This window comes from Mycobacterium sp. ZZG, assembly GCF_054786995.1.
Map to the genome: position 1 here is coordinate 14,133 of NZ_JBTBFV010000038.1, position 23,413 is coordinate 37,545.

The window sequence follows — 23,413 nt, forward strand, 5'->3', positions numbered from 1 at the left end:
CCGCCTGCGCACCAAGACAGAGAAATCGCCCCACCCGAAAGGGACTGGGGCGATTTCTTCGTGCGCGCGGCGAAACGGTCAGCCGAACCGCCCGGAGATGTAGTCCTCGGTGGCCTTCTGGGCGGGGTTGGAGAAGATCTTCCCGGTGTCGTCGATCTCGATCAGCCTGCCCGGCTTGCCGGTGGCTTCGAGATTGAAGAACGCGGTCTGGTCACTGACCCGCGCGGCCTGCTGCATGTTGTGCGTGACGATCACGATGGTGAAGTCCTGCTTCAACTCCGAGATCAGATCCTCGATCGCCAGCGTCGAGATCGGATCGAGTGCCGAACACGGCTCGTCCATCAACAGCACGTCGGGCTGCACCGCGATCGCGCGGGCGATGCACAGCCGCTGCTGCTGCCCGCCGGACAGCCCGCCGCCGGGCTTGTCGAGCCGGTCCTTGACCTCCGTCCACAGGTTGGCACCTTTGAGGGACCGCTCCGCCACCTCGTCGAGAGTCTTCTTGTTTCGGACCCCCTGCAGCTTCAGCCCGGCCACCACGTTGTCGCGAATCGACATGGTGGGAAAGGGGTTCGGCCGCTGGAACACCATGCCGATGGTCTTGCGGACACCGACCGGATCGACACCGGCGCCGTAGATGTCGTCACCGTCGAGCAGCACCGAACCCTCGACGCGAGCACCAGGGATAACCTCGTGCATGCGGTTGAGCGTGCGCAGCACGGTCGACTTGCCGCAGCCGGACGGGCCGATGAACGCGGTCACGCTGCGCGGCTCGACAGACAGCGAGACTCCTGCCACCGCGTGGAACGCGCCGTAATAGATGTTGACGTCCTTGAGATCCAAACGTTTGGCCATGTGGATCAGTCTCCTAAACCTGCTCAGACCTTTTTAGGGGCGAAGAACTTTGCGATGAATCGGGCACCGACATTGAGTACGGCAATCAGCACGACAAGGGTCAGGGCGGCGCCCCACAAACGATCGGTCGGTATCGGATTCGCTCCGGCGCCCGCCGACGTTTGGTCGTACATCATGCCCGGAAGCGAGCCCTGGAACCCGCCGAACATGTCGAAATTGATCGCCTGCGAGTACCCCACCAGGATGAGCAGCGGCGCGGTCTCTCCCATAACGCGTGCCAGGGCGAGTAGGACGCCGGTGACGATGCCGGACAGTGCGGTCGGAATCACGATGGCAGAGATGGTCTTCCACTTGGGAACACCGAGGGCGTAGCTTGCCTCTCGCAGATCCATCGGGACGATTCGCAGCATCTCCTCGGTGGATCGCACGATCACCGGAATCATCAGCAGGACCAAGGCAAGTGACACCGCGAAGCCCGACCGCTCGAAGCCCATCGTGGCCACCCACAGCGCATAGATGAACAGGGCGGCCACGATCGACGGGACACCGGTGAGGATGTCCACCATGAAGGTGGTGACCTTGCCCAGCCGGGTACCGCCGCCGTACTCGACCAGATAGATGCCAACGAACACGCCGACGGGGATCGAGATGATCGCACACACCAAGCCCTGCAGCAGGGTACCGACGATGGCGTGATAGGCGCCGCCGCCGGCGGCAAAAGCGGTCATCCCCGACTGCGAGTTGAACCACCATGTACTGGAGGTGACAACGCCGATGCCCTTGGCGAGCACGGTGTAGAGGACCCACACCAACGGCACGATCGCAATCACCACCGATGCGGTGACCAACACGGTGGCGAGATTGTTGGTGAACTTGCGACGCGTGCCGACACCTTGGAACGTCGTCGGCTTGACAGGCTGATCCAGCGCGGCCGATGTCATGAGGCGGACCGGTCCTTTCCGGCAACTGCGGCACGGGCCAGCGAGTTCACCACGAACGTCAGGATGAACAGCACCAGGCCCGCGGCGATGTAGGCGCCCGCCTTGTACTGGTCGTTGAATTCTGAAGCAGCCGAGGCGATCAGGCTGGCGAACGTATAGCCGCCGTCGAATAGCGACCAGCTGAACGCCGCCTGGGTACCGCGCAGGATGATCAGCAATGCGATGGTCTCGCCCAAGGCGCGGCCCAGACCGAGCATCGCGCCGCTGATGTACCCGGACATCCCGAACGGCAGCACGGTGGTGCGCACCACCTCCCACCGGGTCGCGCCCAGAGCCAGCGCAGCTTCGATCTGGCCGCGAGGGGTCTGGACGAACACCTCGCGGGTCACCGCGGTGATGATCGGCAGGATCATCACTGCCAGCACGATGCCGGCTGTGAAGATCGTGCCGCCGCCGGCCACCGATGCGCTACCCGTGGCGAACAGGAAGAGCCAACTGAGATTCTCGTTGAGCCACAACGCGAACGGCCGAAGCACAGGAGCGAGCACGTACAGGCCCCACACGCCGTAGATGATCGACGGCACCGCGGCGAGCAGATCCACCATGTAGGCCAGTGGCCCCACCACTCGCCGTGGCGCGTACTGCGTCAGATAGATGGCGATTCCCAGTGCGATGGGCATCGCCAGTACCAGCGCGAACACCGACACGAACACCGTCACCTGCAGCAGGTCGAGGATGCCAAAGCTCATCGCCGATGTGTCGGAGGTGTTCCAGGTGCCGCCGTAGAGGAAGAAATTCTCCTCGTTACGGGCGAGCGCCGGGATGGCCCGCCACAGCAGGAAGATGCCGATCGCGGCGATGATCGCCACGATGAGAGCACCCGAGCCCTCGGACAGCCCACGGAAGATGCGGTCCCCCAGCCGCTCTTTGGCATGCCGCGATGGGTCGGTCGAGATCGGCGTGGGCTCAGGGAAAGGAGTGGCCAAGGCCTCTCCCGACCCTGCGTCCAATGGGTTAGGCGTTGTCAATGCGGTTCCATCGAGCTTGTCGGTCATTCGGTCAAACCCATCCTCGCCGCTGCGTGGCGGTTGCGCTAATGAAACCTAGTCAGCCGGGCCGATGGCTTCGACCGCGGTCAACAACCGCTCCTTGAAGCGATCCGGAAGCGGCACGTAACCGGCTTCCGGCAGGCCCTGCTGACCCTGGTTCGCTGCGACGGTCATGAACGAGCGCACCGCGGCTGCAGTCTCGGCGTCGTAGCCCTGAGAGCAGACGATGTTGTAGGTGGCCAGCACCAGCGGGTAGGCGCCAGGCTCTGTGGTGCCGTAGAGCGACTGGAGATCGAGCACCAGGTTGTTGCCCTCGCCGGCGAACGTTGCGGCGTCGATGGCCTTGCCGGCTGTTTCGTTGGTCAGCTCCACCGGACCGCTGCCGTTGTCGATTTGGGCGTAGGGAATCCCGGCCTGATCGGCGAAACCCTTCTCGACGTAGCCGATGCCGCCCGGAGTGGCCTGCACCGCCTGCGCCACGCCGGCGGACTTCTGCGCGCCTTCACCGGCGCCGCCCTGGAACTCGCTGCCGTCACCCTTGGTCCACGTCTGGGGTGCCGCAGCGGCAAGGTACTTCTGGAAGTTGTCGGTGGTGCCCGAGGAGTCCGAGCGGTAGATCGGCGTGACCGCCTGGTCGGGCAGAGTCTTACCCTCGTTGAGGGCGGCGATCGCCGGGTCGTTCCAGTTGGTGATCTGACCCTGGAAGATGCGTGCCAGCACGTCGGCGTTCAGCACCAGGCCATCGACGCCTTCGATGTTGTAGGCCATCGCGACCGGACCGAAAACCAGCGGCAGGTTCCACACCTCGTTACCGCCACACCGCTGGGCAGCCTGCTGTGCCTGCTCGTCCTTGATCGGCGAATCAGTTCCACCGAAGTCCACGTTGCCCGCGACGAACTGCTCTCGACCCGCGCCGGAACCCGTCGGGTTGTAGGACAGATTCTTGCCCGAGCAAACCTGACCCCAGGCCTGGTTGAAGACCGCGATGGCGTTCTGCTGGGCGGTCGAGCCCTCGGCGGTGAGCGAGTTCTTCCCACCACACTCGGCGGATCCGGCAGCTGCTGTTCCGGTGTCGCCGGTGGTGCCCGAGGTGCCCGCATTGTTGTCGCTGCCGCACCCGGCGAGGGCCATCGCGGCAATCGCTGCGAACGAGACGGTCGTACCGAACGACTTGCCGATGATGTTGAGCTTCACTGATCCCACTTTCTTTCCACTGACCCGATCACTTGCCCAGACGGCTGCAAACTCATCGGCAACGTATGCGCCCGGGGTGGACGGATCAGGGATGGCGGGTTAACGAGAAGTGAACAGGTTCAGCGACTTCACAGGTCGGCATGCGCGGCGTTGGCGTAGGCCACATCCGAGTTGGCCACGTCGAAACCGAGCCGACGATAGGTCTTCACCGCGGCGGTGTTGTCCGCTTCGACGTAGAGCATGACGTCGGCCTGCCCCTCGTCGGACAGGAGACGCTCGGCGAGGTGGTGGAGTCCGATCAGTGTCAACGCGCCGCCGAGCCCCCGCCCCTGCGCGTCGGAGGCCACCCCGACCACATAAACCTCGCCCAGAGTCTCGGAATGCGTTTTGGTCCAATGGAATCCGAGCAACCGGCCGTCGGCCTCGTCGAACGCCAGGAAAAAACCGGTCGGGTCGAACCACGGCTCGTTGCGGCGTTCGGCGATGTCCGCCTCGGTCCAGCCCCCCTGCTCCGGGTGCCAGGAGAACGCCGAGTTGTTCACGCGCAGCACTTCGGCGTCGTCGCGCGGGCCACCGTAGGTGGCGAAACGCACACCATCGGCGGCAGCCGTCGGCGGAAGGTCGCGCAGAGAGCGACGCATCTGGAGAAGCTCCCGGACCGGCACCAGTTTCAGCGCCGCAGCGGTGGCCCGTGCCGGGGCGAGGTTGCCGTGGGCCCAGATGCGAGTCTCGGGTCCGCCGGCGGCCAGGGCGGTACGGATCAGCTCCGATCCGATTCCCCGGCGACGCGCCTCGGGCGCGACCACGAGCTCTGCCATCGGTGGGGCGGCGCCGTCGGCAGGTGCGAGGTTGAGGTAGCCGCGCATCCGGCCGTCCGCGGTGGCCACCAGGTGGCGGGTGCGCTGCTGGCCGAGTTCACGCAGCACCTGGTCACCGACGGGTGCCACGCCGTCGAGGACGGTCGCCTCGGAGATCAGGTCACGGACGTTCTGCTGGTCGGCACCAGACATCTCGTCCTGCCAGCCGACCGAAACCGGCGGCGATGTCACTGACTGCGCAGCGCGTCGCCGAGCGCCTCCGGTACCCCGTCCGGATCCAACGAGCCGACGTCGTGGTAGGCATCCTCGTCATCGAGCTCCTCGGCGAGGTCCGCGCCGGCGGCCGCCGGGCGGCCACGGGCCGGACGGACCGCCTTGTAGCCCACGTTGCGCACCGTGCCGATGAGCGACTCGTATTCGGGGCCGAGTTTCGCGCGTAGGCGTCGCACGTGGACGTCCACGGTGCGGGTGCCACCGAAGAAGTCGTAACCCCACACCTCCTGCAGCAGTTGCGCACGGGTGAAGACGCGGCCGGCGTGCTGAGCGAGGTACTTGAGTAGTTCGAACTCTTTATAGGTCAGATCGAGTGGACGCCCGCGCAGCCGCGCGGTGTAGGTGCCTTCGTCGATGACGAGCTCCCCGAGGCTGATCTTGCCGACGTTCTCCTGGTTGGCCATGCCGCCGCGGCGACCCACCAGAAGCCGCAGCCGAGCGTCGATCTCCGCGGGCCCGGTGCTGGGCAGCAGGATCTCGTCGAGGCCCCATTCGACGTTGACGGCGACCAGGCCGCCTTCGTTGACCACCGCCACCACCGGCACCGATGTTCCCGTGGTGCCCAGGAGGCGGCACAAACCGCGCGCGGCGGCCAGATCTGTGCGCGCGTCGACAATCGCCACGTCCGCGGTCCCGGCCTCGAGCAGGGACGACACCTCAGTGGGCGCGGTCCGCACATTATGGGCCAGCAGGGACAACGAGGGCAGAACCGATTCCGGGTGCGGGTCGACCGTCAGTAGCAAAAGATCCAACTGACCCCTCCAGCTGCTGTGGAGTTTTTTCTCCCGGACAACGATGTCGCGTGGTGACTTTCCAGATTCATGCCTGACACACGGCCGTTACCCGGCCGATAGACACCTAACGATAGCGTGCTACCTGCCCGTAAGCCGCGCTGAACCTCGCTTCGCGACGGCGTCGGCAACAATGTCGGGGTGCGCAAGCTCCTCACAGGTGTCCTCGCGACCCTCGTCACCGTTCTGGTCGGGGTGGTCGGCGCCGACTTCGGAGCCGCGATCTACGCCGAATATCGCCTGGCCAGAAGCGTCCGTGCCTCCGCCGACCTGAATTGGGACCCGTCGGTGGCGATCCTGGGTTTCCCGTTCATTCCGCAGGCGCAGCGCCGGCACTACGAGGAGGTGGAGATCAAGGCGAGTGGCGTTGATCACGGCGTGGTCGGCAAGGCCTCGCTGGAGGCAACCATGCACTCCGTCGGTCTCGACGACTCGTGGCTGGTGCAGCCCGGCGCCGCACTCACCGTCGGGAAACTCGAGAGCCGGATCATCATCGACTCCACCCATATGGGCCGCTATATGGGGATACCGGACCTGCTGATCGAGGCGCCCACCAGGGAGACCGAGGACTCCACCGGCGGTACCACGGAGTCGGGAATTTCGAGCAACCGCGGGGTGGTGTTCACCGGAACCCCCAGCAAGGCGGGTTTCGACGAGCGGGTCAGCATCGCGGTCGATCTGACGGTCGCCGGAGCGGACTCCACGACGTTGGTGGTAACCGCGACCGGCGTGCTCACCGAACCCGGCACCGCCGATCAGGCTGTTCCCGACGAACAGCTTCCCGCGGTGCTTGCCGCGTTCTCCACCTCACTGCCCGGCCAAAAGTTGCCGTTCGGAGTGGCACCCACGACGCAGGGCGCGCGCGGCTCCGACATCATCATCGAGGGCATCACCGAGGGAATCACCGTGAACCTCGACCAGTTCCGGCTGTCATGAGTTCGTCGTGGATCGCCGTCATCGCGGTGCTGATCGCCGCATTCGGGCTGGCCTTCGTGATCGGCAGGCTGTTGACTCTGCGGTCCGGATTGATCAAGGGCGCCGCGGAGTGGCCCGCTCTCCAGGAGAGCGACATCGAGGACCTGGGCCTGTCACGGACCGGTCCGACCGTCCTGCATTTCAGCGCGGTGTGGTGCGGTCCGTGCGCGGGGGTGCGGCGTGTGGTCGACCAGGTGTGCGCGGACCTGCCTCAGGTCACGCACGTGGAGATCGATCTGGACGCGAATCCAGAGGCGGGGCGCAAGCTTTCGGTGATGTCGCTGCCCACGACGTTCATCTTCGACGCGGAGGGTCGGCAGCGGTATCGCACCTCCGGCGTACCGACGGCCGCTGACCTGCGGTCGGCGCTTGAACCGCTGTTGGCCTGATCACCCCCTTGTTGGGTAAGCTGTCAGCCGTGTCCGCCCGCCTCGAGCTTTCGCTCACCAAGCGCCGCGCAGTCGATCTGTGCCGCATCGCGGGTTGTTGCTGTTGTTGTTGCAGCTGCTGAGTCGCCGCGCCTACTTTTTCCGCGCCGCACTCTGCGACCGGCCTGATCGGGCCCGCCGCACCCAGCCACACCAGACAACAGGAGCACATCTATGTCGAATGTCACACACGCAGGCGCGTCCGCGCCCGTCGCCGTGCGGGACGTCGTGGACGTCCGGGGGCCGCGATTCGCCGCCTGGGTCACCACGGCGGTCCTCGTCGCGGCGCTCCTCGCGTCGACCCAGAGTCTGGTCGCGGCAGCCCTGATCCTCGGTGTGCAAGCCGTCGTCTTCGGGATCGGCGCCACCCTGGGTCCGCGCCGGCACCCCTATGGCCGGGTCTTCGCTGCGCTGATCGCTCCGCGTCTGTCGCCGACCACGGAGCGTGAGCCGGTCGCACCGGTGAAGTTCGCGCAAGGGGTCGGGTTCGTCTTCGCGGTTGTGGGCACCGTAGGTTTCGCCGTCGGTCTCACACCGGTTGGCCTGGTGGCCACGGGCTTTGCGCTTGTGGCGGCACTTCTCAACGCAGCCTTCGGGATCTGTCTCGGCTGCCAGCTCTATCCGCTCTTCACACGCTTGACCCCCACCCGATAGCAATCGAAAGGATCCACCACATGGCACGCTCCGATGTCTTGGTCTCAGTCGACTGGGCCGAGAGCAATCTCGACGCGCCGAAGACCGTGTTCGTCGAGGTCGACGAGGACACCAGCGCCTACGACACCGGCCACATCCCGGGTGCCGTCCGGCTCGACTGGAAGACCGATCTGCAGGATCCGGTCAAGCGCGACTTCGTCGACACCGCGCAGTTCTCCAAGCTTCTCTCCGAACGCGGCATCGCCAACGACGACACCGTGATCCTCTACGGCGGCAACAACAACTGGTTCGCCGCGTATGCGTACTGGTACTTCAAGCTGTACGGGCACCAGGACGTCAAGCTGCTCGACGGCGGACGCAAGAAGTGGGAGCTCGACGCCCGGCCGCTGTCGAAGGACACCGTCGAGCGTCCGCAGACCAGCTACACCGCCAAGGACCCCGACAACAGCATCCGCGCGTTCCGCGACGAGGTGATCGCCGCGATCGGGTCCAAGAACCTGGTCGACGTGCGTTCCCCTGACGAGTTCTCCGGCAAGATCCTGGCCCCGGCACACTTGCCGCAGGAGCAGAGCCAGCGGGCCGGCCACATTCCGACGGCCATCAACGTGCCGTGGAGTAAGGCCGCCAATGAGGACGGCACCTTCAAGTCCGACGAGGAACTGGCCAAGCTGTACGCCGAGGCCGGTCTGGACGGCGAGAAGGAGACCATCGCCTACTGCCGCATCGGTGAGCGCTCGTCGCACACCTGGTTCGTGCTGCAGGAGCTGCTGGGACACAAGAACGTCAAGAACTACGACGGTAGTTGGACGGAATACGGCTCCCTGGTGGGTGCCCCGATCGAGTTGGGAAGTTGATATGTGCTCTGCGCCTAAGCAAGGACTGACGTTGCCGGCCGGCGTCGATCTGGAGAAGGAAACGGTCATCACCGGCCGGGTCGTCGACGGTTCGGGCCAGGCTGTCGGTGGCGCCTTCGTGCGCCTGCTGGACAGCTCGGACGAGTTCACCGCCGAGGTCGTCGCGTCGGCCACCGGTGATTTCCGGTTCTTCGCCGCCCCGGGTACCTGGACCCTGCGCGCGCTGTCGCCCGCGGGCAACGGCGATGCCAACATCGCGCCGTCCGGCGCGGGAATCCACGAGGTCGACGTCAAGGTCGCCTGACGGAGTCAGGCAATCCGGCCACGCCTGACGGAGTCAGGCAGACACCCCGGTGGGGCGCCCTGAGGTGCCCGACCGGGGTAGTCGCGCTTCGCGGCCCGGTGAGGCGGCATCGTGCGGATCGCGGCTGTGAAAACGCTGCAAGATTTGCTGTTGTCGGTGAAAATATGGTCATCCCTCGCGCCGACGGGCGCGGGTCCACCTCGCGGCTCGCCGCGGCTACCTCCTAGGACCGACAATGAAGATCACGATCACCTGTGCCGCCTCGGCGGCGCTCGCCGCAGTTGCTCTGATCGGTGCTCCTGCGGCCTTCGCCGATCCGGAGGGCGACTTCCTCACGGTGATCGGCAACGGCGGTATCACCTGGCCTTCGGACAAGACCCAGCAGGTGATCGAGACCGGTTACGCGGTCTGCCAGGACTGGGACAACGGCGCATCCTTCGAGCAGGAAGTCGCCGATCTGACCAGTGTCACCGACTGGTCCGACTACCAAGCCGGCTACTTCATCGGCGCCGCTACCGGTGCGTTCTGCCCTGAATACGAGTGGAAGGTCAGCTGACCCTCCGATCCGCACCGGCCGGCGAGAGATGATTTCTCCCGGCGGTTAAACTTTTCGGCGTGGTGCTCTTCTTCGAACTCCTTCTCGTCGCGGCCGTTGTGGTGATTACGTGGTTCGCGCTGTACGCGGTGTACCGCCTCGTCACCGACGAGTCGTGACACCGACCGGGCGGACGACGAAATGACTTCCGGCGACGAGGCTGTCGCCGCTGCCGCCGAACGGGCCAGGGTGACCGCCGCCCGCAACATCCCGGCGTTCGGTGATCTTCCGTTGCCCGCTGACACTGCCAACCTCCGGGAGGGTGCCGACCTCGACGATTCCCTGCTGGCCCTGCTGCCGTTGGTCGGGGTGTGGCGCGGTGAGGGGGAAGGTCGTGGTGCGCACGGCGACTACCGCTTCGGCCAGCAGATTGTGGTCTCTCACGACGGCGGCGACTACCTCAACTGGGAAGCTCGCTCGTGGCGATTGACCCAGGACGGTGAGTACGAGCGGCCAGGTCTGCGTGAGACCGGGTTCTGGCGCTTCGTCACCGATCCCGCCGATCCCGAGGAGTCGCAGGCCATCGAGCTGCTGCTGGCGCACTCGGCTGGCTACATCGAGTTGTTCTACGGCCGTCCGCTGAATCAGTCGTCCTGGGAGCTGGTCACCGACGCGCTGGCACGCAGCAAGTCCGGCATGCTCGTGGGCGGCGCCAAGCGCCTCTACGGGATCATCGAGGGCGGCGACCTGGCGTACGTGGAGGAGCGCGTCGACGCCGACGGCGGCCTGGTTCCCCATCTGTCCGCGCGGCTGTCGAGGTTTATCGGCTAGTGCGACGCGTCATGGCCGTTACGGTGATCACGGCCGCGGGTGCGGTGCTGGCCGCGTGCGCGGCGCCTGCGGATTCTCCTGCGCCGTCGACGCCGAGCTCCGCGGTGCCGAGCGTGGGTCATGGTTCGTTCGCGTACTGCCTGAGCCAGCACGGGGTGCCGGCCCCTCCAGGGCCGACGTCCGAACCGCCCCCCGGGATCGACCGAGCCACCTGGGAGGTGGCGATGGCGGAGTGCTCGCAACTAGCACCCGGTCCCGCCGGCTAGTTCAATACGGGCGCACGACCTGCCCCGGCCAGCCACCGATGATCCAGCCGGTCGAGTGTGCCGTCTTCGCGGAGTTCATCGACGGCCCATGACACGCACCGCGTCAGCGGACTGCCATGCGCAAGGACGACCCCGAATTGCTCGATGTCGTTGCCCGGGTTGTGCAGTTGACCGACGAGAACACCGCCCGGGAGTTCGTATGCCAACGCGAATCCCGTTGGTAGATCGACGACTAACGCGTCGATCTCCCCTTCCACCAGTGCCATCTTGGCCGCGGCGGTGGTGCGGTAGGCCTGCACCGCGACGGGGTGGCCCAACTCGGTCGCGGCGGTGTGGCCGGTGCTGCCGACCTCGGCGCCGAGCCGCAGCGGACGGAGGCCGTCGAGGGTGGTAACGCCCGCGGCCGGGGAACTGCGCACCGTCACGACCGCCTGGGTGACGTTGAAATACGGCGTCGAGAAATCCACCGCGGCCCGGCGCTGCTCGGTGATGGAGAACTGGGAGAGGTTCACGTCGAACGCCTTGGCGCCCGGCGCCAAGGCGGCGTTGAACGGGACCCGCACCCAGCGCACGTCGTCGGGGGTGTAGTGGAGTTTCCCGGCGATCGCGTAGGGGAGGGCGGCTTCGAAGCCCTCCCCGTTGGCCGGGTCGTCGCCCATGTACCAAGGCGGGTAGACGGGCTGGTCGGCGCCGAAGGTGAGGATCCCCGGATACAGGGTGGACAGCGCATCCTTGGTGCATTTGCGCGCGTCCAGAGTCGGTGCGGTGACGGCGACCGGAGGCGCACATGCCGGGACGGTAAGCGCGACGAGCGTCAGAGCCACCGTCCTGCGGCCGACGAAGGGGGCCCGGAACATAGCCGAATCATTGCAGATCTTGAATTTTCTGCAGGTACCGACATGGAGCGGCCCCCGAGCCGTTGTTCCTGGGTCGGACAAGACCTAGGGGCTCGGGGGCCGGGTGACTGCGGGGAATTCGCCAGCGCGCACAGGTGCGTGAAGCGCTTCCCGGCGCTGCTAGCTCGCAGCCACCTCACATGTCCATATGTCACTCAATTTGTCGGACCACCTCCTTCCCTGTGTACAGGCGACCGTACTCGGGGTTGGCGTGGGCGACAACCGATTTAGCGCTCAGCGATCGCTGAGTATGGCGGCGTCGACCAACGCCGATATCTGGTCGGCGAGCGGAGCCGCGGGCAGGAACTCACCGTCGAGGGTGTGCACCCGTGCCGCCAGCGTGATGCTGGAGACCAGCCAGACTCCTTGGGCGGCAACAAGATCAGCGGGGCGAAGGGCCTGGTAATCGCAGTCGTAGCCCTTGTTGCGGGCGACGTCGAACAGCGCCTGCTGGGTGGTGCCGCGCAGGATCGGATACCACGGGGGCGGGGTGAGCAGGCAGGTTTTGCCGTCCGGTGACGTCGTCGCGATGACGACAGTCGAACGTGGCCCCTCCAAGACGTGCCCGTCGGTGCTGACGAAGATCACGTCACCGGCCCCGTGCCGCTCAGCGTGCCGCAGCGCCGCCATGTTCACCGCATAGGACAGTGTCTTGGCGCCGGCCAGCAGCCACGGCATCTCGTCGATGCCCTCGGCCGGCAGGCTGCGTTGCAGTGTCATCGCCGCCACGCCGTCACGACGCACCTTGGCGACCCGCGCCGGCACCGGGCCGATCGTGGCGTAGGCCGTGGGGACGGATCCGTGTTCGCGGCCCCGGCTGTACACCAGCCGCAGCACTCCCTCCTCGGCGGTCCCTGCGAGCCAGGTCTCCACGGCGATGCCCACCGCGGTCCGCCATTGCGCGGCGTCGGGTTCGGGCAAGTCGAGCAGTCGCGCGGAGTGCGCCAGCCGGTTCAGGTGGGCGTCGAGCAGGCACGGGCCGCCCTCGCGCACCAGCAACGTCTCGAAGATGCCGTCGCCGCGCACCGCGGCGAGGTCGTCGGCGTGCAGCAGCGGAGCCTGCGCATCGTGCAGCTGCCCGTCGAGGGTGACGACGACGCCCGGATGGTCAGCCATGGCGCATCAGCGTAGCCGCGCTCCGCTACCGGTGACTCGTACAGTTGGGTCATGTCCGCCGTTCCCGCTCCCGACACAGGACCCGACGCCGGCGCCGTCTGGCACTACGGCGACCCGCTCGGCGAACAGCGCGCCGCCGCTGACGGCGCCATCGTGATCGACCGGTCGCATCGCGCGGTGATGACGCTCACCGGGTCCGAACGGAAGTCTTGGCTGCACACCATCTCCAGCCAGCACGTCGGTGAACTGCCCGACGGCGCGGTGACCGAGAACCTGAGCCTCGACGGGCAGGGGCGTGTGGAAGATCACTGGGTGCAGACTCAGCTCGCCGGGCGCACCGTGATCGACACCGAACCGTGGCGCGGCGAACCGTTGCGCGTCTTCCTGCACAAGATGATCTTCTGGGCCGACGTGGTCATCGAGCCGGCTGATCTCGGGGTGTTGTCGCTGATCGGCCCCGCTCTCACCGATCCCGCCGTGCTGGCGGTGCTCGGGCTGACGGAACTGCCCGCCGAGGCCACCGCGGTCGAGTTCCCGGGCGGCGGCTTCGTCCGGCGACTGCCGAGTGCGACGGTCGAGGTCGACGTCGTGGTGCCGCGTAGCGAGCTGCCCGCGTGGCGCGACAAGCTGGTCGCCGCCGGGATCCGTCCAGCCGGTGTGTGGGCCTACGAGGCTCATCGGGTGGCCGCCCGACGTCCGCGTCTCGGCGTCGACACAGATGAGCGCACGATCCCGCATGAAGTGGGCTGGATCGGGGGTCCCGGCGTCGGTGCCGTGCACCTCGACAAGGGCTGTTACCGGGGCCAAGAGACCGTGGCCCGGGTTCACAACCTGGGCAAACCGCCCCGGATGCTCGTCGTGCTCCATCTCGACGGCTCCGTCGACCGGCCCTCCACCGGAGACCCGCTGCTGGCCGGCGGCCGCGCCGTGGGCCGCCTGGGCACCGTGGTCGACCACGTCGACGAGGGTGTGATCGCGCTGGCCCTGCTCAAACGCGGCCTGCCGGCCGACACCCCGCTGACCACCGGAGGGGACGTCCAGGTCACGGCGACCATCGACCCGGACTCCGTGCCGTCCGGTGACGCGGTGGGTGCGGGTCGGCTGGCGGTGGAACGGTTGCGCGCCGGCGGACGCGAGGAGCCATCAAGGTGAAGCGGACGCGAGGAGCCGTCAAGGTGAAGCGGACGCGAGGAGCCATCAAGGTGAAGCGGACGCGAGGAGCCGTCAAGGCCTGACACGCGCGAATGACGGCGCTCACTCAGGGCCTGCCAGCGCCACGGCGTGAAGCACGGTAAGCTGACCGCAGGACAATAGACACACTCAGATCGGAGCCGCCTAGTAATTGGGCCGCTCCGTTATTGCGCGAGGGGGTTCCCCCATGGGCCGCGGCCGGGCAAAGGCAAAGCAGACCAAGGTTGCACGTGAACTGAAATACAGCTCACCCCAAACCGATTTCGAGCGGCTTCAGCGCGAGCTGTCGAACGCTCCCGACAACGACCGCCTCAACGGCAGCGACACGCTGTCCGATGACGGCTGGGCCGACGAGGACGACTGGCGACGCTGAGTCCGCCGGTCCCCTGTTCGGGGAGCGTCAGAACCTGGGGTGCTGGCCCACGAGCGTAGCTCGCGGCCCCTCCTTGCCGCCCTTCTTGATGGTTCCGAGGGTCCAGCAGTCCAGGTGACGAGCAGTCAGGACGGCCAGCGCGCGATCGGTGTCCTCCGGCGCGACGACAGCCACCATCCCGACGCCCATGTTGAAGGTTTTCTCCATTTCGGCCCGCTCGATGCGGCCGCGCTGGGCGATCATCCCGAACACCGGTGCCGGCGTCCAAGTACCCCGGTCGAGTTCGGCCATCAACCCGTGCGGGATGACACGCTCGAGGTTGCCGGCCAGTCCGCCGCCGGTGACGTGGCAGAACGTCCGCACCTGGGTCTCGGCGGCGAGCGCGAGGCAGTCCTTGGCGTAGATCCGGGTGGGTTCGAGCAGTTCCTCGCCGAGCGTGCGGCCGAACTCCTCGACGTGGCCGGCGAGGTTCATGTGATCGATCTCCAGGAGCACGTGCCGGGCCAACGAGTAGCCGTTGGAGTGCAGACCTGTGGAGGCCATCGCGATGACCACGTCGCCCGGCCTGACCCGGTCGGGCCCGAGGACGTCGTCGGCCTCGACGACGCCGATGCCGGTCGCGGAGATGTCGTAGTGATCGGGGGCCATCAGCCCGGGGTGCTCTGCGGTCTCGCCGCCGAGCAGCGCACATCCGGCGAGCACACAGCCGTCAGCGATGCCGGACACCAGCTCGGCGACCCGCTCGGGCACCGTTCGCCCGACGGCGATGTAGTCCTGCAGAAACAGTGGCTCCGCACCGCACACGACGAGATCGTCGACCACCATCGCGACGAGGTCGATGCCCACCGTGTCGTGCTTGTCCATCGCCTGGGCGACGGCCAGTTTGGTGCCGACTCCGTCGGTCGACGAGGCCAGCACCGGCTCACGGTAGCCGCCGCGTAGGGCGAACATTCCGGCGAAGCCGCCCAGGCCACCTCGCACCTCGGGCCTGGTGGCCTTCTTGGCGAGAGGCTTGAAGAGTTCGACGGCGCGGTCACCGGCTTCGATGTCCACACCTGCCGACGCATAGGAAATGCCGTGTTGTTCGGCGCGCTCGGTCATCGGATGCAAGGCTACCCGCGTGGACCCGGCAAATCGCTGCCAGTCTCGGTTGGAGGGGCTCCGTGGTGCCCGGAAAGTGTGATCTTGGGTTTGCCGCGGACCGGAAGCGGTCATCCCGGCGCCATGCCTGCTGAGCATGTCCGCTGCCTCGTCACGGGGGCGACCGGTTACATCGGTGGCCTTCTGATCCCGCGGCTCCTCGACCGCGGCCACACCGTGCGCGCCATGGCGCGCACGCCCGGGAAGCTGGATCGCGCCGAGTGGCGCGACCGTGCCGAGGTGGTACGCGGGGATCTGACCGACCCGGGCTCACTGGCCGAGGCGTTCGAGGACACCGACGTCGTCTACTACCTGGTGCACTCGATGGGAACGTCCAAGGACTTCGTTGCCGAGGAGGCCCAGTCGGCTCGTAACGTCGTGGACGCGGCGAAGAAGGCCGGGGTCCGGCGGGTGGTGTACCTGAGCGGGCTGCACCCCGAGGGCGTCGACCTGTCGCGACATCTGGCGTCTCGCACCGAGGTCGGTGACATCCTGATCGACTCTGGCGTCGAGACCGTGGTGCTGCAGGCAGGCATCGTGATCGGGTCGGGCTCGGCATCGTTTGAGATGATCCGCCATCTCACCGACCGGCTGCCGGTGATGACGACGCCGAAGTGGGTGCACAACAAGATCCAGCCCATCTCGATCGACGACGCCCTGTACTACCTGGTGGAAGCCGCGACCGCGGCGGTACCGAAGTCACGCACGTGGGACATCGGCGGGCCGGATGTGCTCGAGTACGGCGACGCCATGCAGGTGTATGCCGATATCGCAGGCCTGCACCCCCGACGGTTCGTGGTGCTGCCATGGCTGACGCCGACCCTGGCCAGCCGCTGGGTGGGGCTGGTGACTCCCATTCCGTCGGGCCTGGCACGGCCGCTGGTCGAATCGTTGGAGTGCGACGCGGTGATGCACGACCACGACATCGATTCGGTGATCCCGCCGCCGCCGGGAGGGCTGACCGGATACCGCGACGCGGTCGGGACCGCACTGGAACAGGACGGCACCGCCGCCAAGGGCGGCAGGCGGCACCTGTTGAGGTTCAGTCCCGCGGCGGGGCAGTAACGGTCAGGGACGCCACGACGCCGGAGGCGTCAAGGACGCCACGACGCCGGAGGCGTCAAGGACGCCGAAGCGCCGAGGCGTTGTCGTTGTCGGCCGACTGCAGCGGGATTCCGTTACGCGCGGCGGTGGCGAGCATGTGCTCGATGACGTTCTTACCGAGCGCGGTCTCGCCGGGCAGCTCGATCGGGTAGTTGCCGTCGAAGCACGCCGAACACAGCCGTGACGCGGGCTGCTCGGTGGCGGCGATCATGCCCTGCTGGGAGATGTAGGCCAGCGAGTCGGCCCCGATCGCGTGACGCACCGCTTCGAGCATCTCGTCTTCGTCGGCTTCGGCGTTGGAGGCGTTGGCGATCAGCTCTGCGGGGGTGGCGAAGTCGATGCCGTAGAAGCACGGCCATTTCACCGGCGGTGACGCGATCCGGACGTGCACCTCGAGCGCTCCGGCCTCGCGCAGCATCCGGATCAGCGCGCGCTGGGTATTGCCGCGCACTATCGAGTCGTCGACGACGATCAGCCGCTTGCCGCGAATCACTTCTTTGAGCGGGTTGAGCTTGAGCCGGATGCCGAGCTGCCGGATGGTCTGCGAAGGCTGGATGAAGGTGCGGCCCACGTAAGCGTTCTTCATCAGGCCCTGGCCGAACGGGATTCCGGATTCCTGGGCGTACCCGACCGCGGCCGGGGTGCCCGATTCAGGGACGCCGATCACCAGGTCGGCGTCGACCGGCTTCTCCCGGGCCAACCGACGGCCGATGTCGACGCGGGTGGCGTGCACCGAGCGGCCGCCGATCGTGCTGTCGGGACGGGCGAGGTAGACGTACTCGAACACACACCCTTTCGGGGAGGGCGGGGCGAACCGACTGGAGCGCACCCCGTCGGCGTCGATCGCGAGCAGTTCGCCGGGTTCGATGTCACGGACGAACGACGCGCCGACGATGTCGAGGGCTGCGGTCTCGGAGGCCACGACCCAGCCACGGTCGAGCCGGCCGAGAGACAAGGGCCGCACCCCGTACGGGTCGCGCGCGGCATAGAGGGTGTTCTCGTCCATGAAGGTCAGGCAGAACGCCCCGCGAACGGTCGGCAGAAGTTCCAGCGCGGCCTGTTCGAGGGAGGAGTCCGCCGCGCCGTGGGCGAGCAGCGCGCCCAGGATGTCGGAATCGGTGGTGGCGGTGGCGGCGCCGCGGTTGCTCATCAGCCCTTCGTCGCGGGCCCGGGCCGCCAGTTCGGCGGTGTTGACCAGGTTGCCGTTATGCCCGAGCGCGACCCCGGTGCCCGCCGCGGTGTTACGGAACACCGGCTGGGCGTTCTCCCATGTGGTGGAGCCGGTGGTGGAGTAGCGGCAGTGGCCGATCGCGACGTGACCTTGCATCGCTGCGAGCGTTTGCTCGTCGAAGACCTGGCTGACCAGCCCGAGGTCCTTGAACACCAGCACCTGCGAGCCGTCGGCGACCGCGATACCCGCGGCCTCCTGGCCTCTATGCTGCAGCGCATACAGGCCGTAGTAAGTGAGCTTTGCCACTTCCTCGCCGGGGGCCCAGACCCCGAATACTCCGCACTCTTCCTTCGGCTCGTTTTCAAGCGTCTCGGCGGTCACAATCAGGCTGCTCCCTGGGGGCTGGGGGTGACGTCGGCCAGTCTACGGGGCGCGCAGGCAAATCGCGGAATCCGGCGACGATGTGTACAGGGAACAACGGGGATTCGCGGTTCGGGCATTCCATCAGCCGGCAATCGTCACCAACGGCAGCGCCGCGGCGATCTCGGCGGCGCGCGATCCGGACATCTGCAGCGCGCCCGCCGCGGCGGCATCCTCCACCGACAGCAAGCCGGTCGCGAGCAGCAGCCACGTCCGTGCATCGGTCTCGACGACGTTGGGCGGATTGCCACGAGTGTGTGTCGGACCTGCGATGCACTGCACGGCGACGAACGGCGGAACCCGGACTTCGACGGCTGATCCGGGTGCGACAGCGGCCAGTGTCCGCGCGGTGGTGCGCACCGCGTCGGCGAGCTGGGCGCGGTCCGGGGCGGGCGAGTTCTCGTCGCGCAGCCATCCATGGACCGCGGCCACCGCGGCGCGGGTCGTCTCGGGATCGACGCTGCGTCGGGCGGCCATACCCAAGCGTCTCAAAGCCGTGCCGCCCGCGGACGGCCGCCTGCGTTCAGCCTCGTGGTCAGCTCCGCGTGGATCGCCGTTGGACGGCGAGCGCCGCGACAGCCCCGGCTTCGTTGACGGCCAGGTGCGCCAACATCGGGGCGACCACACTGCCGGACTTCGCGTAGAGCCACGAGAAGACCCATCCGGCGGCGCCGGTGACCAGCACCGTGCCGAGCAGCGGCTCCTTCGCGGCACGGGCGTCGGGGATATGGGACAGTCCGAAAACCACGGCGGCGAACACCTGTCCGCCGACCCTGCCGTAGGCCTGCTCAGCGGCCGCGCCCAACGCTGCCCGGAACGCGACCTCCTCGGACCACACCGTGCCGAACGGGATGCGCATCAGCAGCCAGGGCGCGGCCGGCGCGGGCAGTTCCCGACCGGCCATGCCCGCCCGCACCGCGGGCGACACCGTCGACGCCGCGACCGTCAGCGCCACCGGCACCGCGGCCGCACTCCCCCACCGTAAGCCCTCCCGCAGTGCGGGCGGCCGCAACCCCAGTGGGGCCTTGCCCAGCATGGCGACGGCTACCCCGAAGGCCGCCTGGGGCAAGGGATTCCAGCGCGGGGGGATCCGTGGCGCTACCGCGCTCCAGACGAGCAGGACCCCGGCGGCGGCCGCGGCGCGCACACCGCTCCGCACTAGGCGTCCCCGGTCTCGGACTCGGACTCCTTCAGCGCGGGCCGGATCCGGTCGGTGTCCGCCGAGGTCCAGCCGGGCGGCGGCGCGACGGCCGCCCAGCCGTCGAGGATGTAGTCCCCATAGTTGTGTCCGTGACCGGCCGGCGCCGAGGCGGCATTGGTCATGTCGGCGGCCACCTGCCAGAACGTGATGATCGGATACCACCGCATGGAGGCGGTGCGGTCCCGGCCCGGCGGTTCCGAGAGCCAGTCCGGACGGGTGAACAGCAACTCGTCCGACCACCAGACGACGGGGTCGGACGAGTGTTGCAGGAACAGCACGCGGGTGCCCTCCCACGGCGGCGCCGCATCGGCGGCGATCCGCGCGGCATCGTTGCCCTGTGAGAACCGCACCGTGCGCCCGTTGTCGTACCGCGGCTCCACTTCGGGTGTGCCGGGGTCGCGACGGACGGTGATGCCACGCCACAGCGGGCTGGCGTTGGGCGGACCGACCCACAGCACCGACGAGAATCCCATCCGCGAGATGTCGGGCAGCCAGCCGAACGCGCCCTGCCCTGCCATCGAGCCCAGGCTCTCGCCGTAGAGCAGCAGCCGGGGGCGCCGGTCGGGGGGCAGTTCGGCCCAACGCTGCTGGACGGCGTCGATCATCAGCCGTCCCGCGTGCATCGACTTCTGCTGATCGCCGACGAAAGAGATCCAGCTGGGCAGATAGGAATACTGGGATCCGACGATCGCGGTGTTGCCGTTGTACATCATCTCCAGCGACTCCGCCGCGATCGGATTGATCCAGCCCGTCCCGGTCGTCGGCGCGAGGACGAGTACCTCACGGTCGAACGCTCCCGTGCGTTCGAGTTCGCTGAGCAGCACGGCCATCCGCGCTTCATCGGTGTCGGCGGTCTGCAGACCGACGTAGACCCGCACCGGTTCCCGCGCCGGCCTGCCGTTGATGCGGGACAGCTCGTCGGCGTCCGCTCCGCCGCCGACGAAACTGCGGCCTTGGTAACCAAGGGTGTCCCATGCGGCGAAAGATCCGGGGCTACCGGACCTTTCGGGGCGTTCCGGCTGAGTCACCCCGTCGGCGGTGGTGGAGTTCTGCGGCTGGAAGATCCGGTTGGCGCCGGCCAGGAACCCGCGCAGCAGCACGCCGTTGACGAGGGTGATCACCAACACCACCACGACCGCGGTGCCGATGAACAACGCGATCTCGTCGGACAGTCGCCAGCGCCGGATGAGATACCGGGCCATGGACTTGATGAGGTCGAGCAGCACCCGGGCCACCGCCACACAGACACCGCCGATCACCGCGGCCAGCAGAAGGGTGCGCAGATAGCTCGACGTCGCCGGCCCTTCCAGTCCCATCAGCGCCGACACCTGGCGTTGCCACGCCGCCGCGGGGATGACCATCAGCACGCAGGCACCGAAGGAAACGGCGACGGTCAGGATCTTCAGCGTCGAGGACACCCGGCGCGGCGGCGGCCACCACGGACGGTTGGCCAGCACGAAGCGTCGGATCATCTTCGCGACGAACACGCCGATGCCGTAGCCGATCGCGGCGTTCAGGCCACCGATCAGCCCCTGGAACAACCAGTCCCGGGGCAACAACGACGGCGTCAGCGACAGGCAGAAGAACAATGCTCCGAACGCGACGCCGGTGAAGTCCAGGCGTAGCACTCGCCACGCCCACAGATACGCGGGGTGTTTCTCGGTATCTGCGTCCGTCACCCGAAATCTGGGCCCGTCACCCGAACAGCCCGGGCAGCACGCCCTCCGACGTGCGCCGCAACTCGCCGAGCGTCACCGTGAACTGGCCCTGCACCTCGACGGCCGGTTCGCTGCCCTCGGGACCCTGATCGACCACGCCGACGCGGGTGGCGGGCAGCCCGCGGGCCTCGCACATGGCCGTGAACCGGCTCTCCTCGGTGCGGGGCACGGCGACCAGCGCCCGGCCCGCCGATTCGGAGAACAAGAAGACGAACGGCGCCGTACCTTCTAGCCAGCCTTCGGGAAGCACGATGCGGCAACCGGTTTCGCCGGCCAGCGCCGCTTCGACCACAGCTTGGATCAAGCCGCCTTCGGACAGGTCGTGCGCCGCGGAGATCAGACCGTCGCGCGAGCCCGCGGTGAGCACCTCGGCGAGCAGACGTTCACGGTCCAGATCCACCTTCGGCGGCACCCCGCCCAGGTGGCCCGCGGTCACCTCGGCCCAGATCGATCCGTCGAATTCGTCGTGGGTGTCGCCGAGCAGGATCAGCGTCTCCCCCGGTTCGTTGCCGAACCCGGTGGGGATGCGGCGCTTGACGTCGTCGATGACACCGAGCACACCGACGACCGGGGTGGGCAGGATCGCGGTGCTGCCGGTCTGGTTGTAGAAGCTGACGTTGCCGCCGGTCACCGGAATACCAAGGACGGCAGCGCCGTCGGCGAGTCCACGGACAGCCTGGGAGAACTGCCACATCACGCCGGGATCTTCGGGGGAACCGAAGTTCAAGCAGTTGGTCACCGCGACCGGGGTGGCGCCGGTGACTGCGACGTTGCGGTAGGCCTCGGCGAGTGCGAGCTGCGCGCCGGCGTAGGGGTCGAGCGCGGTGTAGCGACCGGACGCGTCGGTGGAGATCGCGATGCCCCGGCCGGTCTGTTCGTCGACGCGCAGCACGCCGCCGTCGGCGTGTTCGGCGAGCACGGTGTTGCCGCGCACGTAGCGGTCGTACTGCTCGGTGATGAACGCGCGACTGCACAGGTGCGGGCTTCCCACCAGCTGCAGCAGCGTGTCCCGCAGTTCGTCTCCGGTCACCGGCCGTTTCAGCGACGCCGAGGTGTCGGCGACGAGCGCGTCCTGGCTCTCGGGCCGCTGCACCGGGCGCTCATAGACCGGGCCCTCGTGGGCGACGGTGCGCGGGGGCACGTCGACGACGGTCTGGCCGTGCCAGGTGATCTCCAGCCGTCCGCTGTCGGTGACCTCACCGATCACGGTGGCGAGCACGTCCCACTTGCGGCACACCGCCATGAACGCGTCGACGTTCTCGGGCGTGACCACCGCGCACATGCGCTCCTGCGACTCGCTGGACAGGATCTCCGCCGGGGTCATGTTCGCCGCGCGCAGCGGCACCCGGTCCAGCTCGACCTTCATGCCGCCATCGCCTGCGGACGCGAGTTCGGAAGTGGCGCAGGACAATCCGGCACCGCCGAGGTCCTGGATGCCGACCACCAGGTCGTCGGCGTAGAGCTCCAGGCAGCACTCGATGAGCACCTTCTCGGTGAACGGATCACCGACCTGCACACTCGGCAGCTTCTTCCTGCCGGCACTGCCCGACTCGTCGCCCCCGAAGGTCTCCGACGCCAGCACCGACACGCCGCCGATGCCGTCGAGGCCGGTGCGGGCGCCGAAGAGGATGATCTTGTTGCCGGCGCCGGACGCGAACGCCAGTTTGAGGTCCTCCTTGCGGAGCACGCCGACGCACAGCGCGTTGACCAGTGGGTTGCCGGCGTAGCTGGCGTCGAAGATCGTCTCGCCGCCGATGTTCGGCAGCCCCAGCGAGTTTCCGTAGCCGCCGACACCACGCACCACGCCGTCCAGGACGCGACGGGTGTCGGGAGCGTCAGCCGCGCCGAAGCGCAGCTGGTCCATGACCGCGACCGGGCGGGCGCCCATCGCCATGATGTCGCGCACGATGCCGCCGACGCCGGTCGCCGCGCCCTGATACGGCTCGATGTAGGACGGGTGGTTGTGCGACTCCACCTTGAAGGTGGCCGCCCAGCCGTCACCGATGTCGACGACGCCGGCATTCTCTCCGATGCCGGCCAGCATGGTCTCGCGCATCTTCTCCGTGGTGGTCTCCCCGAAGTAGCGCAGGTGCACCTTGGAGGACTTGTACGAGCAGTGCTCGCTCCACATCACCGAGTACATCGCCAGCTCGGCATCGGTGGGACGGCGACCGAGAATCTGACGGATCCGCTCGTACTCGTCGTCCTTGAGCCCGAGTTCCCGGAAGGGCTGGGGCTGGTCGGGAGTGGCGGCGGCCCGCTCGACGGTATCTACCACTTGGGTCAACCCAGACGTCACCGCGCCAGTCTAGCCA

The 23,413-nt window shown here is 67.6% G+C and carries 25 protein-coding genes; 11 read left to right on the forward strand and 14 right to left on the reverse strand.

Features of this window, described 5'->3' with window-relative positions; genetic code table 11:
- Positions 1–78: 78 nt before the first annotated feature.
- The 6 genes from pstB to ACXMYJ_RS19630 all read right to left on the reverse strand — a co-directional run bounded on the left by pstB (position 79) and on the right by ACXMYJ_RS19630 (position 5,882).
- Positions 79–855, reverse strand: coding sequence for a phosphate ABC transporter ATP-binding protein PstB (gene pstB / locus ACXMYJ_RS19605; protein ID WP_260755356.1), 777 nt, complete (start codon positions 853–855; stop codon positions 79–81).
- A gap of 23 nt (positions 856–878) precedes the next feature.
- Positions 879–1,796, reverse strand: coding sequence for a phosphate ABC transporter permease PstA (gene pstA, locus ACXMYJ_RS19610; RefSeq protein WP_260755357.1), 918 nt, complete (start codon positions 1,794–1,796; stop codon positions 879–881).
- Complete coding sequence (gene pstC, locus ACXMYJ_RS19615) at positions 1,793–2,851, reverse strand: phosphate ABC transporter permease subunit PstC (RefSeq protein WP_260755358.1); 1,059 nt, start codon at positions 2,849–2,851, stop codon at positions 1,793–1,795. The genes pstA and pstC overlap by 4 nt, the downstream gene beginning before the upstream one ends.
- Positions 2,852–2,899: 48 nt before the next feature.
- Entirely contained in the window at positions 2,900–4,039 is a 1,140-nt protein-coding gene (pstS, locus tag ACXMYJ_RS19620; RefSeq protein WP_260755359.1) for a phosphate ABC transporter substrate-binding protein PstS, read from the reverse strand.
- Between the two features lie 128 nt (positions 4,040–4,167).
- On the reverse strand, positions 4,168–5,049 hold the full coding sequence (gene mshD / locus ACXMYJ_RS19625) for a mycothiol synthase (protein ID WP_460358583.1): 882 nt from the start codon (positions 5,047–5,049) through the stop codon (positions 4,168–4,170).
- Positions 5,050–5,084: 35 nt separating this feature from the next.
- Positions 5,085–5,882 (reverse strand): winged helix-turn-helix transcriptional regulator, encoded by a 798-nt coding sequence (locus ACXMYJ_RS19630; RefSeq protein ID WP_460358585.1) that lies wholly within the window; start codon positions 5,880–5,882, stop codon positions 5,085–5,087.
- Positions 5,883–6,062: 180 nt separating this feature from the next.
- Between ACXMYJ_RS19630 and lmeA the strand changes: the two genes are divergently transcribed.
- From lmeA to ACXMYJ_RS19670, 8 genes are all read left to right on the forward strand, one after another.
- The gene (gene lmeA / locus ACXMYJ_RS19635; protein ID WP_260755361.1) at positions 6,063–6,857 is read left to right on the forward strand and encodes a mannan chain length control protein LmeA; all 795 of its coding nucleotides are present in this window, start codon (positions 6,063–6,065) and stop codon (positions 6,855–6,857) included.
- Entirely contained in the window at positions 6,854–7,285 is a 432-nt protein-coding gene (locus ACXMYJ_RS19640; RefSeq protein ID WP_260755362.1) for a thioredoxin family protein, read from the forward strand. Before lmeA ends, ACXMYJ_RS19640 begins: the two co-directional genes overlap by 4 nt.
- Positions 7,286–7,314: 29 nt before the next feature.
- Complete coding sequence (locus ACXMYJ_RS19645) at positions 7,315–7,407, forward strand: Ms5788A family Cys-rich leader peptide (RefSeq protein WP_396884651.1); 93 nt, start codon at positions 7,315–7,317, stop codon at positions 7,405–7,407.
- A 91-nt stretch (positions 7,408–7,498) separates the two neighbouring features.
- Positions 7,499–7,978, forward strand: a complete 480-nt coding sequence (locus tag ACXMYJ_RS19650; RefSeq protein WP_443187431.1) for a DUF4395 domain-containing protein — start codon at positions 7,499–7,501, stop codon at positions 7,976–7,978.
- Between the two features lie 20 nt (positions 7,979–7,998).
- Positions 7,999–8,832 carry a sulfurtransferase gene (locus tag ACXMYJ_RS19655; RefSeq protein ID WP_260755364.1) on the forward strand — a complete coding sequence of 278 codons (834 nt, stop codon included), beginning with the start codon at positions 7,999–8,001 and terminating at the stop codon, positions 8,830–8,832.
- Position 8,833: 1 nt separating this feature from the next.
- Positions 8,834–9,136, forward strand: coding sequence for a DUF1416 domain-containing protein (locus ACXMYJ_RS19660; protein ID WP_460358589.1), 303 nt, complete (start codon positions 8,834–8,836; stop codon positions 9,134–9,136).
- 235 nt (positions 9,137–9,371) lie between these two features.
- On the forward strand, positions 9,372–9,692 hold the full coding sequence (locus tag ACXMYJ_RS19665) for a DUF732 domain-containing protein (RefSeq protein ID WP_460358591.1): 321 nt from the start codon (positions 9,372–9,374) through the stop codon (positions 9,690–9,692).
- 180 nt (positions 9,693–9,872) lie between these two features.
- Positions 9,873–10,502 (forward strand): heme-binding beta-barrel domain-containing protein, encoded by a 630-nt coding sequence (locus ACXMYJ_RS19670; protein WP_260755367.1) that lies wholly within the window; start codon positions 9,873–9,875, stop codon positions 10,500–10,502.
- Positions 10,503–10,764: 262 nt separating this feature from the next.
- Here the strand turns inward: ACXMYJ_RS19670 and ACXMYJ_RS19675 are convergent, their stop codons facing one another.
- Together ACXMYJ_RS19675 and ACXMYJ_RS19680 are read right to left on the reverse strand one after the other, a co-directional pair.
- Complete coding sequence (locus tag ACXMYJ_RS19675) at positions 10,765–11,625, reverse strand: ABC transporter substrate-binding protein (protein ID WP_460358593.1); 861 nt, start codon at positions 11,623–11,625, stop codon at positions 10,765–10,767.
- 273 nt (positions 11,626–11,898) lie between these two features.
- Positions 11,899–12,780 carry an aminodeoxychorismate lyase gene (locus ACXMYJ_RS19680; protein WP_260755370.1) on the reverse strand — a complete coding sequence of 294 codons (882 nt, stop codon included), beginning with the start codon at positions 12,778–12,780 and terminating at the stop codon, positions 11,899–11,901.
- 51 nt (positions 12,781–12,831) lie between these two features.
- Here ACXMYJ_RS19680 and ygfZ point away from each other — a divergent pair, with 51 nt between their 5' ends.
- On the forward strand, positions 12,832–13,932 hold the full coding sequence (gene ygfZ / locus ACXMYJ_RS19685; RefSeq protein WP_460358595.1) for a CAF17-like 4Fe-4S cluster assembly/insertion protein YgfZ: 1,101 nt from the start codon (positions 12,832–12,834) through the stop codon (positions 13,930–13,932).
- Positions 13,933–14,158: 226 nt separating this feature from the next.
- On the forward strand, positions 14,159–14,344 hold the full coding sequence (locus ACXMYJ_RS19690) for a DUF3073 domain-containing protein (RefSeq protein WP_260755372.1): 186 nt from the start codon (positions 14,159–14,161) through the stop codon (positions 14,342–14,344).
- Between the two features lie 27 nt (positions 14,345–14,371).
- Here ACXMYJ_RS19690 and purM read toward each other — a convergent pair whose 3' ends face one another.
- Positions 14,372–15,445 carry a phosphoribosylformylglycinamidine cyclo-ligase gene (gene purM / locus ACXMYJ_RS19695; protein WP_260755373.1) on the reverse strand — a complete coding sequence of 358 codons (1,074 nt, stop codon included), beginning with the start codon at positions 15,443–15,445 and terminating at the stop codon, positions 14,372–14,374.
- Positions 15,446–15,568: 123 nt separating this feature from the next.
- Here purM and ACXMYJ_RS19700 point away from each other — a divergent pair, with 123 nt between their 5' ends.
- Positions 15,569–16,549 carry an NAD(P)H-binding protein gene (locus ACXMYJ_RS19700; protein ID WP_260755374.1) on the forward strand — a complete coding sequence of 327 codons (981 nt, stop codon included), beginning with the start codon at positions 15,569–15,571 and terminating at the stop codon, positions 16,547–16,549.
- Between the two features lie 55 nt (positions 16,550–16,604).
- On the opposite strand, the gene purF is transcribed toward ACXMYJ_RS19700, so the two are convergent.
- The 5 genes from purF to purL all read right to left on the reverse strand — a co-directional run bounded on the left by purF (position 16,605) and on the right by purL (position 23,376).
- Positions 16,605–18,140, reverse strand: coding sequence for an amidophosphoribosyltransferase (purF, locus tag ACXMYJ_RS19705; protein ID WP_443187436.1), 1,536 nt, complete (start codon positions 18,138–18,140; stop codon positions 16,605–16,607).
- Between the two features lie 123 nt (positions 18,141–18,263).
- Positions 18,264–18,656, reverse strand: coding sequence for a sterol carrier family protein (locus ACXMYJ_RS19710; protein ID WP_460358599.1), 393 nt, complete (start codon positions 18,654–18,656; stop codon positions 18,264–18,266).
- A 58-nt stretch (positions 18,657–18,714) separates the two neighbouring features.
- The gene (locus ACXMYJ_RS19715) at positions 18,715–19,338 is read right to left on the reverse strand and encodes an Rv0804 family intramembrane glutamic endopeptidase (RefSeq protein WP_443187438.1); all 624 of its coding nucleotides are present in this window, start codon (positions 19,336–19,338) and stop codon (positions 18,715–18,717) included.
- Entirely contained in the window at positions 19,338–21,059 is a 1,722-nt protein-coding gene (locus tag ACXMYJ_RS19720; RefSeq protein ID WP_460358601.1) for an alpha/beta hydrolase, read from the reverse strand. Before ACXMYJ_RS19720 ends, ACXMYJ_RS19715 begins: the two co-directional genes overlap by 1 nt.
- Positions 21,060–21,075: 16 nt before the next feature.
- On the reverse strand, positions 21,076–23,376 hold the full coding sequence (gene purL, locus ACXMYJ_RS19725) for a phosphoribosylformylglycinamidine synthase subunit PurL (RefSeq protein WP_260757817.1): 2,301 nt from the start codon (positions 23,374–23,376) through the stop codon (positions 21,076–21,078).
- Positions 23,377–23,413 lie beyond the last annotated feature (37 nt).